Annotated in this window: 15 protein-coding genes; 12 read left to right on the top strand and 3 right to left on the bottom strand. The window is 72.9% G+C overall.

What is annotated here, in order from left to right; translation table 11 throughout:
- Positions 1-126 precede the first annotated feature (126 nt).
- The 5 genes from ACIOC1_RS34450 (at position 127) to ACIOC1_RS34430 (ending at position 5,125) form a co-directional block, all read left to right on the top strand.
- Positions 127-1,035, top strand: a complete 909-nt coding sequence (locus ACIOC1_RS34450; RefSeq protein WP_391161794.1) for a dihydrodipicolinate synthase family protein — start codon at positions 127-129, stop codon at positions 1,033-1,035.
- A complete protein-coding gene (locus ACIOC1_RS34445; protein WP_391049962.1) occupies positions 1,032-2,033 on the top strand; it encodes a proline racemase family protein in 1,002 nt (333 codons plus the stop codon). The genes ACIOC1_RS34450 and ACIOC1_RS34445 overlap by 4 nt, the downstream gene beginning before the upstream one ends.
- Before the next feature lie 104 nt (positions 2,034-2,137).
- Complete coding sequence (locus tag ACIOC1_RS34440; protein WP_401858383.1) at positions 2,138-3,379, top strand: NAD(P)/FAD-dependent oxidoreductase; 1,242 nt, start codon at positions 2,138-2,140, stop codon at positions 3,377-3,379.
- Positions 3,363-3,659: a (2Fe-2S)-binding protein gene (locus ACIOC1_RS34435; RefSeq protein ID WP_401858380.1), complete on the top strand. Its 297-nt coding sequence runs from the start codon at positions 3,363-3,365 to the stop codon at positions 3,657-3,659. Before ACIOC1_RS34440 ends, ACIOC1_RS34435 begins: the two co-directional genes overlap by 17 nt.
- Positions 3,656-5,125 carry an FAD-dependent oxidoreductase gene (locus ACIOC1_RS34430; RefSeq protein WP_401858377.1) on the top strand — a complete coding sequence of 490 codons (1,470 nt, stop codon included), beginning with the start codon at positions 3,656-3,658 and terminating at the stop codon, positions 5,123-5,125. Before ACIOC1_RS34435 ends, ACIOC1_RS34430 begins: the two co-directional genes overlap by 4 nt.
- A 95-nt stretch (positions 5,126-5,220) precedes the next feature.
- On the opposite strand, the gene ACIOC1_RS34425 is transcribed toward ACIOC1_RS34430, so the two are convergent.
- Together ACIOC1_RS34425 and ACIOC1_RS34420 are read right to left on the bottom strand one after the other, a co-directional pair.
- Positions 5,221-6,183, bottom strand: a complete 963-nt coding sequence (locus ACIOC1_RS34425; protein ID WP_401858374.1) for a helix-turn-helix domain-containing protein — start codon at positions 6,181-6,183, stop codon at positions 5,221-5,223.
- Between the two features lie 136 nt (positions 6,184-6,319).
- Positions 6,320-7,831 (bottom strand): glycoside hydrolase family 3 protein, encoded by a 1,512-nt coding sequence (locus tag ACIOC1_RS34420; RefSeq protein WP_355348391.1) that lies wholly within the window; start codon positions 7,829-7,831, stop codon positions 6,320-6,322.
- Between the two features lie 569 nt (positions 7,832-8,400).
- Here ACIOC1_RS34420 and ACIOC1_RS34415 point away from each other — a divergent pair.
- The 6 genes from ACIOC1_RS34415 to ACIOC1_RS34390 all read left to right on the top strand — a co-directional run bounded on the left by ACIOC1_RS34415 (position 8,401) and on the right by ACIOC1_RS34390 (position 14,301).
- The gene (locus ACIOC1_RS34415; protein ID WP_401858371.1) at positions 8,401-9,462 is read left to right on the top strand and encodes a phytanoyl-CoA dioxygenase family protein; all 1,062 of its coding nucleotides are present in this window, start codon (positions 8,401-8,403) and stop codon (positions 9,460-9,462) included.
- Positions 9,444-10,763: a DUF6271 family protein gene (locus ACIOC1_RS34410; protein ID WP_401858368.1), complete on the top strand. Its 1,320-nt coding sequence runs from the start codon at positions 9,444-9,446 to the stop codon at positions 10,761-10,763. Before ACIOC1_RS34415 ends, ACIOC1_RS34410 begins: the two co-directional genes overlap by 19 nt.
- Positions 10,764-10,771: 8 nt before the next feature.
- Positions 10,772-11,983: a type III PLP-dependent enzyme gene (locus tag ACIOC1_RS34405; protein ID WP_401858365.1), complete on the top strand. Its 1,212-nt coding sequence runs from the start codon at positions 10,772-10,774 to the stop codon at positions 11,981-11,983.
- Entirely contained in the window at positions 11,980-12,582 is a 603-nt protein-coding gene (locus ACIOC1_RS34400) for a GNAT family N-acetyltransferase (protein WP_355348379.1), read from the top strand. Before ACIOC1_RS34405 ends, ACIOC1_RS34400 begins: the two co-directional genes overlap by 4 nt.
- Before the next feature lie 5 nt (positions 12,583-12,587).
- Positions 12,588-13,799 carry an MFS transporter gene (locus tag ACIOC1_RS34395; RefSeq protein ID WP_401858362.1) on the top strand — a complete coding sequence of 404 codons (1,212 nt, stop codon included), beginning with the start codon at positions 12,588-12,590 and terminating at the stop codon, positions 13,797-13,799.
- Positions 13,800-13,860: 61 nt separating this feature from the next.
- Positions 13,861-14,301, top strand: coding sequence for a GNAT family N-acetyltransferase (locus tag ACIOC1_RS34390; RefSeq protein ID WP_401716017.1), 441 nt, complete (start codon positions 13,861-13,863; stop codon positions 14,299-14,301).
- Here the strand turns inward: ACIOC1_RS34390 and ACIOC1_RS34385 are convergent.
- Positions 14,277-14,873, bottom strand: coding sequence for a GNAT family N-acetyltransferase (locus tag ACIOC1_RS34385; protein ID WP_391049938.1), 597 nt, complete (start codon positions 14,871-14,873; stop codon positions 14,277-14,279). The two genes, ACIOC1_RS34390 and ACIOC1_RS34385, sit on opposite strands and share 25 nt — an antisense overlap.
- Positions 14,874-15,034: 161 nt before the next feature.
- Here ACIOC1_RS34385 and ACIOC1_RS34380 point away from each other — a divergent pair, with 161 nt between their 5' ends.
- Positions 15,035-15,937 (top strand): oxygenase MpaB family protein, encoded by a 903-nt coding sequence (locus tag ACIOC1_RS34380; RefSeq protein WP_401858357.1) that lies wholly within the window; start codon positions 15,035-15,037, stop codon positions 15,935-15,937.
- The last annotated feature ends 167 nt before the right edge of the window (positions 15,938-16,104 follow it).

Genomic DNA, 16,104 nt, shown 5'->3' with positions numbered 1-16,104 from the left:
TCGCGGCGCCCCCGTCAGCGTCCAGGCGCCCAACGCGCGGCCCGCGAGCGCTCGTTCGCCCGCCCGGCCCCCGTCGTCCTCGCACCGCCGAGGCGGCGCGTCCGCCCTTCCCGTGAGGAGAACCGCATGCCCGACACCCAGGCGCAGCCCTGGCACGGGGTCTACGTCGCCACCGCGCTCCCGTTCCGCCACGACGGTTCGGTCGACCTCGACGCGTACGGCGAGCACGTCCGGTTCCTGGCCGACGGCGGCTGCCACGGCGTGTGCCCCAACGGTTCGCTCGGCGAGTACCAGACCCTCAGTATCGACGAGCGGACCCGCGTGATGCGGACCGCGATCGAGGCGGCCCCCGAGGGGTTCGGGGTGATGCCCGGCGTGGCCGCGTACGGGTCGCGGGAGGTCTGCGGGTGGATCGAGCGGGCGGCGGAGGCCGACGCCGCCTCCGTCCTGCTGCTGCCGCCCAACTCCTACCGGGCCTCGCGCTCCGACGTCGTCGCCCACTACCGCGAGGCCGCGCGGGTCGGGCTGCCCGTGGTCGCGTACAACAACCCCATCGACACCAAGGTCGACCTCACCCCCGACCTGCTCGCCGAACTGCACGCCGAGAATCTGATCGTGGCGGTCAAGGAGTTCAGTGGCGATCCGCGCCGCGCCTATCTGCTGGCCGAGTCGGCGCCGGGCCTGGACCTGATCGTCGGCGCCGACGACATGGTACTGGAGCTGGGGCTCGCGGGCGCGGTCGGCTGGATCGCGGGCTACACCAACGCCTTCCCGGCCACCACCGTCGAGATGTTCCGCCTGATCACGTCGGACGACCCCGCCGACGTACCGGCCGGAATCGCCCTCTACCGCTCGCTGCACGCGCTGCTGCGCTGGGACTCCAAGACGGAATTCGTCCAGGCCATCAAGCTGTCCATGGATATGGCCGGACGGTACGGCGGCCCCTGCCGTCCGCCGCGCGGCCCGCTGCCCGACGACGTCGCCGCGCGGATCACCGAGCTGACGAAGGCCGCGGTCGCGGAGGGCTGCCGATGAGGGCGCGGCGCGTCTTCCACGCCGTCGACTCCCACACCGAGGGCATGCCGACCCGTGTGATCACCGGCGGCGTGGGCGTCCTGCCGGGCGGCACCATGGCCGAGCGACGTACGTGGTTCATGGCCAACAAGGACGATCTGCGCACCCTGCTGATGTACGAGCCGCGCGGGCACGCCGCGATGAGCGGTGCGATCCTCCAGCCCCCGACCCGGCCCGACGCCGACTGGGGCGTGCTGTTCATCGAGGTGTCCGGGGTGCTGCCCATGTGCGGCCACGGCACCATCGGGGTGGCGACCGTGCTGGTCGAGACCGGCATGGTGGAGGTCCGCGAGCCGGTCACCGTGATCCGGCTGGACACCCCGGCGGGGCTGGTCACCGTGGAGGTGGCGGTCGAGGACGGCGCCGCCCGGTCGGTGACGCTGCGCAATGTCGCCTCCTACGCGCACGCGCTGGACCGGACCGTCACCGTGCCCGGCCTCGGCGAGGTGGGCTACGACCTCGCCTTCGGCGGCAACTTCTACGCCGTCGTCGACCTGGAGCGGATCGGCCTGCCCTTCGACCGGCGGGAGGGCGGACGGCTGCTGGAGGCGGGCCTGGCCGTCATGGCGGCGATCAACGAGGCCGACGAACCGGTCCATCCGGAGCGCCCTGACATCCGCGGCTGCCACCACGTCTATCTCACCGCGCCCGGCTCCACCGCCCGCCACTCCCGGCACGCCATGGCCATCCACCCCGGCTGGTTCGACCGCTCCCCGTGCGGTACGGGGACCAGCGCGCGGATGGCGCAGTTGCACGCCCGCGGGGAGCTCGCGCTGGACACCGACTTCGTGAACGAGTCGTTCATCGGCACCCGCTTCGTCGGCCGTCTGGTGGAGGAGACCGAGGTCGGCGGCGTCCCCGCGGTGGTACCGACCGTCACCGGGCGGGCATGGATCACCGGTACCGCCCAGTACATGCTCGACCCCGACGACCCCTTTCCCGCGGGATTCCTCCTGTAGTGCCCTGCCGGTGGACCCCCGCCCGCACCCGCCGGTGGACCCCGCGTCCGCACCCGCCCGTGAACCCCACGCCCCGCCCCTGACCTGCGACCGGGAAGGCCGCCATGCGCACACCGCACCCGCCCGCGTCGCGAACGGCGCCGCGCCCGGCCACGGCGTCCGACACCGCGGACCTCGTCGTCATCGGCGCGGGCGTGATCGGGGCCGCCACCGCGTACTTCGCGGCGCGCGCCGGTCTCGACGTCACGGTCCTGGACCGCGGTCCGCTGGCGGGCGGCACTTCCAGCGCGGGCGAGGGCAATCTGCTGGTCTCCGACAAGGAGCCGGGCCCCGAGCTCGATCTGGCCCTGCTCTCGCTGCGCGTGTGGCGTGACGACCTCGCGGAACACGCCGGCCTGTGGGAGTACGAGCCCAAGGGCGGTCTCGTCGTGGCCGCCACCGCGCAGGGTTCGGGGACGCTGGCCACGCTCGTACGGCATCAGCGCACCCTCGGCGTCGAAGCGGTCGAGGTGTCCGGCGACGAACTGCCCGGCTACGAACCGCTGCTGTCGCGGGAGCTGGTCTCCGGCGCGTTCTACCCGCAGGACGCCCAGGTGCAGCCCGTGCTCGTCGTCGCGCACCTGCTGCGCCTGGCCCGTGAGGCGGGCGCGCGGGTCAGGACCGGCACGGAGGTGACCGGTTTCCGCACGTCCGGGGAACGGATCACCGGCGTCGACACCCACCGCGGTCCGGTGCACGCCCCGGCCGTGCTCAACGCGGCGGGGCCGTGGGCGGGCGACGTGGCGGCGCTGGCCGGAGTACGGGTGCCGGTGCTCCCCCGGCGCGGCGCCGTCCTGGTCACCCGACCGCTCCCCCTGGTCATCCGGCACAAGGTCTACGCCGCCGAGTACGTCGCCGATGTGGCCAGCGGTGACGCCGCACTCCAGACGTCGCCCGTGGTGGAGGGCACCCGCGCGGGCACCGTCCTGATCGGCTCCTCGCGCGAACGCGTCGGCTTCGACCGGCGGCTGTCCCCCGCCGTCCCCGCGGCGCTGGCCCGCAAGGCCATCGCGCTCTTCCCGTTCCTGGCCTCGGTCCCGGCGCTGCGCTCCTACGTCGGCTTCCGCCCCTACTGCCCCGACCACCTGCCGGTGATCGGCCCCGACCCGCGGGCGCCGGGGCTGTGGCACGCCTGCGGGCACGAGGGCGCCGGGATCGGTCTGTCGGCGGGCACGGCCAGCCTGCTCGTCGGTGCGCTGACCGGCCAGGCCGTACCGCTGGACCTCGCGCCCTTCGCCCCCGAGCGCTTCGACACCAGCCCGCCCACCGAGGAACCGCAGGAGGAACCCCGTGCCCCCTCACGCTGACGACCTCGCGGCGCCCTGCACCGTGTTCCTCGACGGCCGGCCCGTCCCTGCCCGCGAGGGCCAAAGCGTCGGCTCCGCCCTGATGGCGGCGGGCATCGTCGCCTGGCGGTCGACCCGCGTCGAGGGCCGACCGCGCGGCCTGTTCTGCGGGATCGGCGTCTGCTTCGACTGCTTGATCACCGTGGACGGCCACCGCGACCAGCGCGCCTGCCAGGTGCCGGCGGCCGACGGCATGCGGCTGGAGACGGCGCCCGCCACGTACGAAGGCACCGACCGATGACGGGCGCCGCCACGACGGCGGAGGCCGAGGTCGCGCGGGCCGAGGTCGCGGTGGTCGGCGCGGGTCCCGCGGGGCTGGCCGCGGCGGCGACCGCCGCCGAGGCAGGGTTGAGCGTCGTCCTGGTCGACGCGGCGGCGCGCCCCGGCGGCCAGTTCTGGCGGCACGGACCGGGGGGACCGCGCGCCGACGAGGGACACCACCACCTGGGCACGTACGCGGACTTGACGGGGCGGCTGTCCCGAGCCGGGGTACGGACGCTGTACGGCCGGCAGGTCTGGCGGGCCGAGCGCGGGGCCGACGGCTTCATTCTCAGGACCCGGCCCGCGCACGACACGGCCCGCGCACCGGCCGTGACGGTGGCCGCGCGCGCCCTGGTGCTCTGTCCGGGCGGATACGACCGCCAACTGCCCATTCCCGGCTGGGACTTGCCCGGTGTCATGGCGGCGGGCGGCGTGCAGGCGCTGCTCAAGGCGGACGGCACCCTGGCCGGGCGGCGGGCGGTGGTGGCCGGGACCGGCCCCTTCCTGCTCCCGGTGGCGACGGGCCTCGCCGCGGCCGGGGCGGACGTACCCCTGGTCTGCGAGGCGAACGCGCTGCGCGGCTGGCTGCGCGAGGCCGGCGGCGCGGCGCGGGAACCGGCCAAGGCGGTGGAGGCGGCGCGGTACGCGGCGCTGCTTGCGCGCCACCGTATCCCGTACCGGACGAGGACCGTCGTCACCCACATCCTCGGCGGGACGCGCGTCCGCGCGGTCCGGGTGGCGCCGCTGGGCCGCGACGGCCGCCCCGTCACCGCGCGCGCCACCGAGGTCGCGGCGGATCTGGTGGCGCTCGGCTGGGGTTTCACCCCCGCTCTCGAACTGCCGCTGGCGCTGGGCGCGGGGACGCGGGTGGACGTGGACGGCTCGCTGGTAGCGGTGGTGGACGCGTGGCAGCGCGCGAGCGTGCCCGGCGTCTACCTCGCCGGGGAGTGCACCGGGGTCGGAGGCGCCGCGCTCGCCCTGCGCGAGGGCCGGTTGAGCGGGCTCGCCGTGGCCGCCGACCTGGGCCGGTCCTACGACCGCGGCGCCGTACGCCGTCTGCGGTCGGGCATCGGGCGGGGTCGCCGCTTCGCCGCGGCGATGCACACCGCCCATCCGGTCCCGGCGCACTGGACGGCGTGGCTCACGCCCGACACGGTCGTCTGCCGCTGCGAGGAGGTCACCTTCGCGGCGCTCGACGAGGCCCACCGCACGCTGGGCGCGGACGACCCGCGCACCCTCAAGCAGCTCGCCCGCCCCGGTATGGGCATGTGCCAGGGCCGTGTGTGCGGCTTCGCGACCACCGCGATCAGCGCCGCCCTCACCGGCCGCCCCGCCACCGCCGCCGACCACCGCGGCCTGGCCACCCGCCCGCTGGCCTTCCCCGTGCCGCTGGGCGAGATCGCCGCGGCGGACGGGGACGGGGACGGGGGCGGTCCTGACGCGTAGGAGGCGCGCTCAGCCACGGCGTCCTCAGCCATGGCGACCTCAGGCATGGCGACCTCAGGCATGCGGCACGACATGGTGCCGCTGAGCCCAGCCGTTTACGGTTCGCTGCTCCCCGTCGCGTGGCGGTAGTCGCGGGGCGAGAGGTGGTAGGCGGTGCGGAAGGAACGGGTGAAGGTGGAGTGGTCCTTGAATCCCCAGCGGGCGGCTATGCGGTGAATGGGGATGTCCCGGAGGGCGGGGTCGCGCAGGTCCCGGCGGGCGCGCTCCAGGCGGAGGCGGCGGATCCAGGCGGCGAGGGTGGTCTCGCGCGTGGTGAAGAGCCGGTGGAGGTAGCCGACGGAGACGTGCAGGGCGTCGGCGATGTGGGTCGGCGAGAGGTCGGGGTCGTGCAGATGCTGCTGGACGAAGGCTTCGACGCTCAGCAGGAGTGTGCGTCGGCGTGAGTCCTCACGGACGGCGGCTTCCGCGTCGAGGTGGTGGGCGACGACGGCGGTGAGCAGGTCCTCGGAGATACGGGCCAGCCGCCCGAGATCGTCGGGGCGGTAGGCCGCCTGCGTGGTCAGGCCGGTGAGGAAGTGCACGAGCATGCCCGCGAATCCGGCCTGTCCCGGTAAGGGCCGGGCCAGCAGACGTTCGATCCGGTCGGCGGGCTGTCCGAGCTGTGCGCGCGGGATGTGGACGCGTACGAGTGTGGTGGGCTCGCCGCCCGCGCCGAGTTGGAGTCCGAAGGGGCGCGAGCTGTCGTAGAGGGCGATGTCCGTCGCCTCCAGGACCGCCTCGCGGCCGAGCTGGCTCATGACGAGCTTGCCCGAGGGCGCCATGGCCAGGCAGAGGAGTTCCGGATCCGCCTGGCGGACCATCTTCGGCGTGCGGACGACCTGCGAGGGCGAGACCCTCAGCTCGACCACGTTCACCGCCGCGAGGTCGACGGTCCTGGCCGACGCCCTGAAGTCCTCCGCCTCCCGGCTGGACAGGCTCATCGGGTGCTCGCTGGTGACGAACAGCTCGTTGAGGGCCGCCAGCCGGTCCGGCGGCGACAGATCGTCACGATCGAACATCGTCCGCATCATGGCTCCCCCTCGGACCGCGGTGGCCGCGTACCGGAGTCTCCGGCCGCGGACCGCCTCGGGCCAAGTATCCCCCGGTGGTCGTCGGACCCGCCCAAGGCGCGGACCCCGCCGGGGCCCGGCCCGACTACCGCGCGCCCACCAGGACTTCCGCCGCGGCGACACCGGAGGCGGCCGTCGCGCCGTGGGTGAAGATCTGCGCGGCGCCCTGGACGGAGTCGCCCGGCAGGCCCATCTCGACGACGATCGCGTCGGGACGTGCCCCGGCGAGTTCGGCGAGCGCGCGGCCCATCCACTTGTTGCGGGAGGCGTCCCTGACGACGACGACCAGCGGGCGCCCGGCGGCGGGCGCGAGCGCGTACGACTCCAGGAGGGCGGCGTCGGCGGCGAGTTCCTGGTGGTGGACGCGGACGAAGGTGGTGCCGGGCAGCCGCTCGCGCAGCGGGGCCGCGACGCCCCAGGGGGTCTCCTTGCCGATGGCCAGGTTGGTGGACGGCACCAGTTCGACCACGTGCGGGGGCGCGGTCAGCGGGAGGACGTCGCTCGCGGAGCCGCCGAGGCGTATGGCGCGGCGGGCGGCGACGTAACCGATGTCGCCGCTGACCGGATTGACCGGAACCGCCCGCGCCAGGCCGGTCGACCACTCGGCGAAGGCGCGGACCCGCTCGGACGCCTCCTCCAGCCTCGCCTGCGTGAGGTCGCCCGACCGTACGGCGTCGGCGAGCGCGTCGGCGAGCAGGTCGACGGTGTCGGCCCCGGAGTTCTCGCCGCCGACACAGACCGCGTCGCAGCCCGCGACGACGGCCTTCACGGTGGCGCCGTCGATGCCGTAGCGGTCGGTGACGGCGCCCATCTCGATGGCGTCGGTGACGATCAGGCCGTCGAAGCCGAGTTCCTTGCGGAGCAGCCCGTCGAGGATGCGGCTGCTGAGGGTGGCCGGAACGTGCGGGTCGTAGGCGGGCACGAGGAGGTGACCGCTCATCACGGCGCGCACGCCCGCCCGGACGGCGGCCTCGAAGGGCGGCAGGGCCTGGGCGGCGATGGTCGCGAGGTCGGCGTCGTAGCTGGGCAGGCCGTGGTGGGAGTCGACGGCGACATCCCCGTGACCGGGGAAGTGCTTGGCGCAGGCGGCGACTCCGGCCGACTGGAGACCCTGGATCCAGGCGCCCGCGTGCCGGGCGACCAGACCGGCGTCGACGCCGAAGGAGCGCACCCCGATGATCGGGTTGTCCGGGTTGGAGTTGACGTCCACGCTGGGCGCGTAGTTGAGGCTGACGCCGGCGGCGTGCAGTTGGCGGCCGAGGTCGCGGGCGACGGACTCGGTGAGGTCGGGGTCGTCCACGGCGCCGAGCGCGAAGTTGCCGGGCCGGGTGGAGCCGGTCGAGGACTCGATACGGGTGACGTCCCCGGCTTCCTCGTCGATCGCGATGATCAACGCGGGGTTCTCGGCGCGCAGTTGCGCGGTCAGCCGGGCCACCTGCTGGGGCGAGGCGATGTTGCGCGAGAAGAGGACGACGGAGGCCAGGCCGTCACCGATGGCCCGCAGCACCCACTCCGGCGCCTCCGTCCCCACGAAGCCGGGCTGGAGAACGGAGAGCGCGAGTCGTCGCAGCTCCTTGTCGGGCGTGCTGGAGGACATCAACTGGGCCTTCCACGTAGAGCCAACGCATTTGTGACACGGCGGACATTGGTACAGACCATCCGGATACTCGCCCAGCGTGATCTGGGGTGTCAAGTGCCTGACGCACGTACACCGGCCACATCGGCCGGGGCGTCCGGGAGACCGCGCCTGACCTGGTCCGTCGCCGCCGGGGAAGCCGCGTCACCCGTGGTAGGGCCCGGATCGCGCACGGCGACGAGCTGGCCGAATCGCCGCCTTCGGGCGGCGCGACACGTCAACTCCACGGTTGACATGGGCGGTTGGTCTAATCCATTTTAGTGGGACGCGAGTTCAGCGAGCGACAAGCGCGGCGTAGTGCCATGAATGATGGGCAAGTTGCGAACGTCCGTTGCCGTACGCACCCACTCGCCCACCGACGGCAACGCACGGTTCCGCCGTGCTTTGACGTAGGCACATGTAGTGGCGGTCGCCCAGAACCACTCTCGGCACCGGACGCGATTGCCTGTCCCCACACGGCCGATCCGTCCCGGCCGAAGGAAAGCCCGGGGGCGATCCGCGTCAGAGAACCGAACCCTGGAGCGACTGCTTTGTCGGCGCCTGATCATTCTTTTCGAGCCTCTTCCGAACGCCCGTACTTCAGCTCGGACGGCGAGACCTACCTCACACCGACTCCGCTGCGGAACCTCCGCAAGACACAGAAACTCCGTGTGCTGTCGGAAGAGGACTTCACCTTCTGGCAGACCTACGGATACGTCGTGGTGCGGCAGGCGATACCCGCCGTCGCGGCCGACGAGCTCCTGGAATTCGCCTGGAATTTCCAGGGACTTGATCCTGCCCGCCCGGACACCTGGTACGAGGAGCGGGAGTTCCGCTCGGATCTCGACAGGGAACTGCACATCTACGGTTTCGTCGAGGCTTACCAGCACCAGCTCATGTGGGACAGCCGCCAGTCGCAGCGCGTCTACGACGCCTTCGTCGACGTATGGGACTGCGAAGAGCTGTGGGTGACGCTGGACCGGCTCAACCTCAACCCGCCCAACATCAAGAACCGGGACCGCGCCCACATCGCGCCGACCGAGCGCGGCTTCGACATCACGCTGCACTGGGACATCGACACCACGCTGGAGGTACTCCCGCAGCGCGTCCAGGGGATCATCGCGCTCAACGACACCAAGCCCGACCAGGGCGGCTTCCAGTGCGCGCCCGACCTCTTCCACCGGTTCGAGGAGTGGAAGGCGCTCCAGCCGGAGGACCGCGACCCGATCCGGCCGAGCGTCGACCGCGCCGAATACCCCGTCATCCAGCCCGATCTCAAGGCCGGTGACCTGCTGATCTGGAACGGGCTGCTCGCGCACGGCGTCGCGCCCAACACCTCGCAGGGCGGCGTCCGCGCCGCCCAGTACCTCTCGATGATGCCCGCCCTGGAGTCGCACCAGGAGCTGCGGGACTCGCGCGTCAACTCCTGGCGGACGCTCAGCACTCCGGAGTGGAACGGCACGCTGGTCGGCGACGCCACCCGGCACGAGTCCCTGCGGTACGGACCCGCGGAGCTGACCGACCTGGGCGCCAAGCTGCTGGGCCGCGACTCCTGGAAGCAGCCGTCCGCGGACCAGGGGACCGGGGAGCGGACATGCGCCGAATCTGCCTGACGCTGCCCACCAACAGGCCCTGCGCGACAACGATATCGGCGGTGCACGAGGAGGCGGCCCACGCCGCCACGCACTTCGACGTCGAGGTGCGTCTGCTGGTCCTGGACTCCTCCGACGCCGGAGCCCGCGAGCAGCACGCTCGGGTCGTGCGCGGTCTGCCGGCCGTACCGGGCGTCGTCGTGCACCACCTCGGCGAGGCGGAGCAGCGCGACTTCCTGCGGCGGGTCATCGAGCGGGCCGCGCCGGACAAGCCCGAGCTGCTGCTCGATCTGATGCTGCCCGCCGGGCTCTCGTACGGCGCCTGCACCAACCGCGCGTTCCTGATCGCCGCGGCGCTGGGCTGCGAGTCCGTGCACCGCAGGGACTCCGACAGCCGCTACCAGTCCGTGGACGGTCTGCCGGTCTTCCCCGTCCACCATGAGCTGTTGTCGCTCGGCAAGCGGGCGGGCGACGCGGCGGCCGGGGTGACCGAGACCGATCTGGCGGACGCGCACACCGGCAAGACCGTCTCCATGGTGGGCAGTTCCTTCATCGGCGAGATGTCCGTCGACATCGAGGAGATGCACCGGCTCGACCGCGACGCCTACTACGACGTGGTCGGGCTGTGGGCGCCGGTCCACTGGTCGTCGCGGAAGAAGCGCGAACTGGTCGACGAGTCCTTCAAGGGCGCGGGCCACGAGCCCTTCGCGGGCGACCACTCGACGCTCACCCTGGTCGACCCGATGCGGGTCGACATGTGCAACATCGCCTTCCACGGGGTCCACGAGCAGGTCCCGCTGATGCCCGCGACGGACACGATCGGCAGTGACTACTTCCTGATCCACCTCGTCCACGACGCGACGCTGCCCGGTGTCCTGCACAACCGGAACATCGTCAATTACCACACCGGTGAGCGGAAGACGGACGCCGGGTTCATGGCGTATCACTTGCGCTTCGCCAAATTCTTCCTGTCGATGCTGTATCTCAACGCCGTGTACGACCGGATGGCCGAGGCCGGTTCCGCGCTGCTGGACGACGACCACCGGATACGGGTGGCCGCGGTCGCCGAATTGCTGCGGGACAGCGCCCTGTTGGACCGTGCGGAGAATGTGGAGCGGCTGGACATCCTCGACCGGTCCTACCGCAAGCTCGGCGGCAGGTACGCCGAATTCGCGGACTCGCTCACGGAGCGGCGCGAGCGGTTGCTGGACGAGGCCCGCGGGGACATCGAGGACTACGCCCTGTTGACGGAAACATGGTCGGCGATGATTCGGGCGAGCAGGGAAACGGGTCTCGACACACTCCAGCGGCTGCCTGGCTGACGCCGCACATGACGCACGAGAACGCCTCACTGTTCGCCGCTCTTTCGGCCAGCGCCGAGGACCGGATCGTCTTCGATCTCAGCGGTATCGAGGAACGCTACGATTCCCTGCTGCGCGAGCTGCCGGGAATCGCGGTGCGCTTCGCCATGAAATCCTGTCCCGTGGACGAAGTGCTCGCCTGTCTTGTCGCGAAAGGCAGCGGATTCGACGCGGCGAGTATCAACGAGATCGAGCAGGCCGTACGCTCCGGCGTCGCGGTCGGGAGAGTTCACTACGGCAACACCGTCAAGTCGGACCGGGACATCGCGGCGGCCTATCGCCTCGGTGTCAGGGACTTCGCCACCGACAGCCTGGAGGACGTCGCCGCCGTCGCGGCGCACGCCCCCGGCTCGCGGGTGTTCTGCCGGCTGGCGACCGACGGTGACGGAGCGCTCTGGGGTCTGAGCAACAAGTTCGGCTGCTCGGCCGAGGACGCCCTGGCCGTGCTGGAGAAGGCGCGGGAGTCCGGGCTGCGGCCGGCCGGGCTCTCCGTGCACGTCGGTTCGCAGCAGATGACGGCCGAGGCGTGGCAGCGGGCGTTCGAGCAACTGGTCGACACGCTGACCGTGCTCGGCGAGCGCGGTATGCCGCCGCGGTACGTCAATCTGGGCGGCGGCCTGCCCGCGCTCGGCTATCTCGACAAGCGCGGCAGGCCGCTCGACCCGCCGATCGACAAGATCTTCGCCGTCATCCGCGAGGGCATGCAGCGGTGCCGGGAGGCGGCGGGCGACGGCCTGGGCTTCGTGATGGAGCCGGGCCGCCATCTGGTCGCCGACCACGGGGCCGTCCGGGCGCACGTCTCGCGGCTGTCCACCCGGCACACGGCGGACGGCACGGCCCACCGCTGGCTCTACCTGAGCTGCGGGAAGTTCAACGGCCTGTACGAGATGGACGAGTTGCAGTACCGGCTGGTCTTCCCCACCCACCCCGACACCCCGCGCGTCGAGGCCACCGTGGCCGGTCCGACCTGTGACAGCGACGACGCCTATTCGCGCGAGCACAGCCTGGTCCCGGTACCCGAGTCGGTCGTGTCGGGCGACCCGGTGTGGGTGCTGTCCAGCGGTGCCTACGCCGTCAGTTACATGACCCAGGGGTTCAACGGCTTCAGCCCGCTGCCGTACGTGTGCGTACGCGGCGCGGGCGACGGGCCGGGCCGCCCGCGGAAGGAGCACGACAGGTGAGCGACCGCGAGACACCCCGGCGCGCGGTGACGGAGCACGCGCGCGTCCGCCCTGTCGGCGACGGCGACTGGGCGGACCTCGTCGCGCTCGAAGCCGCCGCCTACACCTCGCTCGGCCTGTCCGAGGGGCGGGCCGCGCTGGAGTCGAAGGCGTGGGCGTCGCCGACGACGTGCTTCGTCCTCGACGTCGAACAGCGGCTCGCCGGTTACCTGTTGGCGCTGCCGTACCCGGTCTCGCAGGCGCCCGACCTCGCCCGCGGCGAGGAGGTGGTCTTCCGCTCGCGCAATCTGCATGTGCACGACCTCGTCATCGCCGAGGATCTGCGCGGCCGGGGCCTGGGCAAACGCCTGCTGCACCACCTCACAGGGCGGGCGCTCCGGCAGGGATACGAGCAGATGTCGCTCGTCGCGGTCGGCGGCAGTCACACCTTCTGGGCGGCGAACGGCTTCGCCGCCCAGAAGGAGGTCGTGAACTCCGAGAGCTACGGGGCCGGTTCGGTGTACATGTCCATGGCGCTGCCGACCGCGCCGACCGTCGAGAGTCCGACGCCGACCAGCGGCCTGCTGAGCGGGGCACCAACGCGAAACGAAGTGGGATAACGCCTGTGTTGCACGTTCACGATCCTTTCCGGCGCGGGCAGTTGGCGATCGGGGCGCTCTTCTTCTCGCTGGGTTTCCAGTACGCCACCTGGGCGTCGCGGCTGCCCGCGATCAAGGCGCATCTGGACCTGACCGCCGCGCAGGTGGGGCTGCTGCTGATGGCCACCGGCATCGGCGCCGCCGCCGCTTTCCCGCTGGTGGCGATGCTGATGCGGCGGCTGGGCTCGCGGCTGCTGTCGCTGCTCTCGGCCGTCGGCCTGACGCTGCTGCTCATCCCGCTGTCCGTCATGCCGAACTACCCGGTCGCGCTGCTCGTCATGGGCTGTGACGGGGTGCTCGTGGCCTGCCTGAATGTGGCGATGAACGCGCAGGGTGCGGCGCTGGAGGCCGTCCATCGGCGCAACGCCATGGCCAAGCTGCACGCGACCTTCAGCGGCGGCTCGCTCGGCGCGGCCCTGCTCGCCTCCGGAATGAACACCGTCACCTCGACGATGGCGGTGCACTTCGGCGCCGCCGCCGTCCTGTTGCTCCTGCTGACCGCGTACGCCAGGACCGGGCTGCTGACGCACGAGCAGGTCGCGGCCAAGGACGAGGCGGCCGAGGCGCGGGAGCAGAAGGAGGACGCGGTCGCGGTCGCGGAGGAGCGGGGTGCCAAGAGCCGCGGCAAGTGGACGCTGCCCGCCCGTATGACCCTGTGGATGGGCTGCGCGATGGCCTTCGGCACGGTCACCGAGGGTGCGATGAACGACTGGTCGGCGATCTACATGAAGGACGTCGCCAAGGCCTCGGCCGAACTGGCGCCCATGGGCATCGCCGTCGTCTCGGTCATGATGGTGCTCGCCCGGCTCTTCGCCGACGGCTGGCGCAGCCGCTGGGGTGACGGCCTGATCGTCCGCGCGGGCAGCGCCCTGGCCGCGGCGGGCCTGGCCATCGCGCTGCTCAGCGGCGGCGTGGTCCCGGCGCTGATCGGCTTCGCCGCGGTCGGCCTGGGCATCGCCGCCGTGACGCCGTGCGTATACGTGGCGGCGGCCGGTCAGGGTTCGGACGCGCTGACGCTGGTCGCGACGATGGGTACGACGGGGCTGCTCGCGGGGCCGCCGGTGATCGGCTTCATCGCCAACGCGACCGGTCTGGTCTGGGGCCTGGGCGCCGTGGCCGCCTCGGCGCTGGTCGTGTCCCTGTGCAGCACGCAGATCCGCTGGACGTCGACTGCCTGAGCCGCGGGCCGCGCCCCGAATCACGGTTGACGCCTCGGGGCGCGCCCGCTTCGCTGTGCCGGTGAGCACACTTCGCATCGAACGCGTGCGCCCCGACGCCTTCGTCCAGGACTGGCGCGCCGTCCACAACACGGTCATCCCCACGCATCCGCTGTCCCTGGACGACGTCCGGGAGCGCAGCGGGCGCCACCTCCTGGAGGTCGCCTACCTCGGCGACGTCCTGGTCGGAAACACGACGGTACGGCCGCCGACCGACGACGAGCCGGTGGTCACGGTCATCGCCCGGGTCCTCAGCGCACACCGGGGGCGGGGCTTCGGCCGGGAGCTGTACGCGCGCGGGCTCGCGCACGCGCGGGAGCTGCGGCCGGGCGCCGTCGAGACGGTGGTGCTGGAGTCCAATGAGGACGGGCTGCGCTTCGCGCTCACGCAGGGCTTCGTCGAGGTCGAGCGGTATCTGCTGCCGGGCGACACGATCCGTTACGTGACGCTGCGGCTGCCCTGAGCGGCGTCCTCCGCACCGCCGCCGTGGCGGCCGGGGCGGAGGTCGAGCATGTGGAACACCTTGTCGTAGCGGCGCGGCCCGACCGCCACGAAGTCCGGCAGGCGGCCGTACTCGCGAAAGCCCAGTGATTCGTAGAGGCCGATGGCGCGGGTGTTGTCGCCACGGGCGTCGAGGGTGAGCACTTCGATCCCGGCCCGGCGGGCGTCGGCGACCAGCGCCGCGGTCAGGGCGCGGCCGATGCCGTGGCCGTGGGCGGCGCCGTCCACGGCGAGCCGCTCCAGGTCGGCGTGGGGGCGGTGGGTGGGGCGGGTGTACCGCAGCCAGTAGCCGAAACCGACCAGGTCCTCGCCGAGATACGCGGCGCGCAGCGACCCGTCACCGGCCCGTACCGCGGTCAGGACCCGGTCGAGGAGGGCCGTGACCTCGTCGGGGCCGGGCGGCTCCAGCCAGCCGAGCGGGGCGCCGCCCCGGACCAGCGGGGCCAGCAGCGCGTGCGCCGCTCCGGGGTCCAGCGCTCGCGCCCGCTCGATGCGCAGCCCGTCCCCGAGCGCGCCCGCCTCAGCCGTCGTCATCGCGTTCCGCCTCTCCCGCGCAGGTGCTTCCGTCCGTGGGCCGCCGCGCCCGGGTACCGCCCGGGTCCGGCCGCCCGTTTCCGTCCCACATCATCTCCGGCGGGACCTCGCCGACACCTCCCCGCGCGACCGCGTTCACGCCCGAGTCGTACAGTGGCGACATGGCCGTCAGTATTCTGGACATTCCCGGCGTCGCAGCCGTGCGGCAGCGGTTGCGCGCGGAATTGCTGGCGCGGGTGGCGGGGCCCTCGGGGCCGGAGAACCGGGCGCGGATCCAGGACGCGCGGGGGCCGCGGTGGTTCGGCCCCGAGCGGCCGATCCGCGTGGTGCACGGTGACGCGTCGATGTTCATCGGGGGCTTGCGTGCGCTGCTGTTGCAGTCGCTGCATCCGCTGGCGATGGCCGCGGTCGCCGCGCACTCCGGCTACCGGGGAGATCCGTGGGGCCGTCTCCAGCGCACCAGCACCTTTCTCGCGGTCACGACCTTCGGCACCGCCGAGGACGCGCGGCAGGCCGTCGAGCAGGTACGGGCGGTGCACGCGCGCGTCAGCGGCACGACCGCGGAGGGGGAGCCGTACCGGGCGTCGGATCCGCATCTGCTGGGCTGGGTGCACGTCGCCGAGGTGGACAGTTTCCTGCGCGCTCATCAGCGGTACGGGGCGCGGCCGTTGGACGCCGCGGGCTGCGACGCCTACGTGGCGGACACCGCGCGGGTCGCGGAGGCCCTCGGTGTCCTCGACCCGCCGCGCGACCAGGCGGCGCTGACCGCCCGGCTCGCCGCGTACCGGCCGGAGTTGCGGTCCACGGCCGAGGCGCGGGACGCGGCGCGTTTCCTGCTGCTCGACCCGCCGCTGCCGTGGGCCGCCCGCGGCCCGTACGCGATCTTGGCCGCGGGCGCGGTGGGGCTGCTTCCTTCGTGGGCCCGCAGCCCGCTGCGGCTGCCGTATCTGCCGATCACCGAAGCGACCGGCGTCCGGCTCGCGGGGCACGGTCTGACCAGGACGATCCGCTGGGCGATGGCTCCGGAGGCCGCCGGGCGGTCCGACGGGCCGTCAGAAGGCTGACGGGCGGGGCCGGAAGACGGCACAGAGGCGGGGGGGGCCGGGGGGGGGGCCCCCCCCCCCCCCGGGCCCGGGGGGGCGGCCCCCCCCGCCGGGGGCCCCGCCCGGGGGGGGCGCCCCGGCGGGGCGGCGGGAACCGGCCAGGCCGGGGCCCGGGAGGGACCCGCGCC

Origin of the sequence: Streptomyces sp. NPDC088197, from assembly GCF_044741185.1 — a bacterium.
In the GTDB taxonomy this organism is placed as follows: Bacteria; Actinomycetota; Actinomycetes; order Streptomycetales; family Streptomycetaceae; genus Actinacidiphila.
This window is presented reverse-complemented; position numbering and strand designations above follow the sequence as displayed.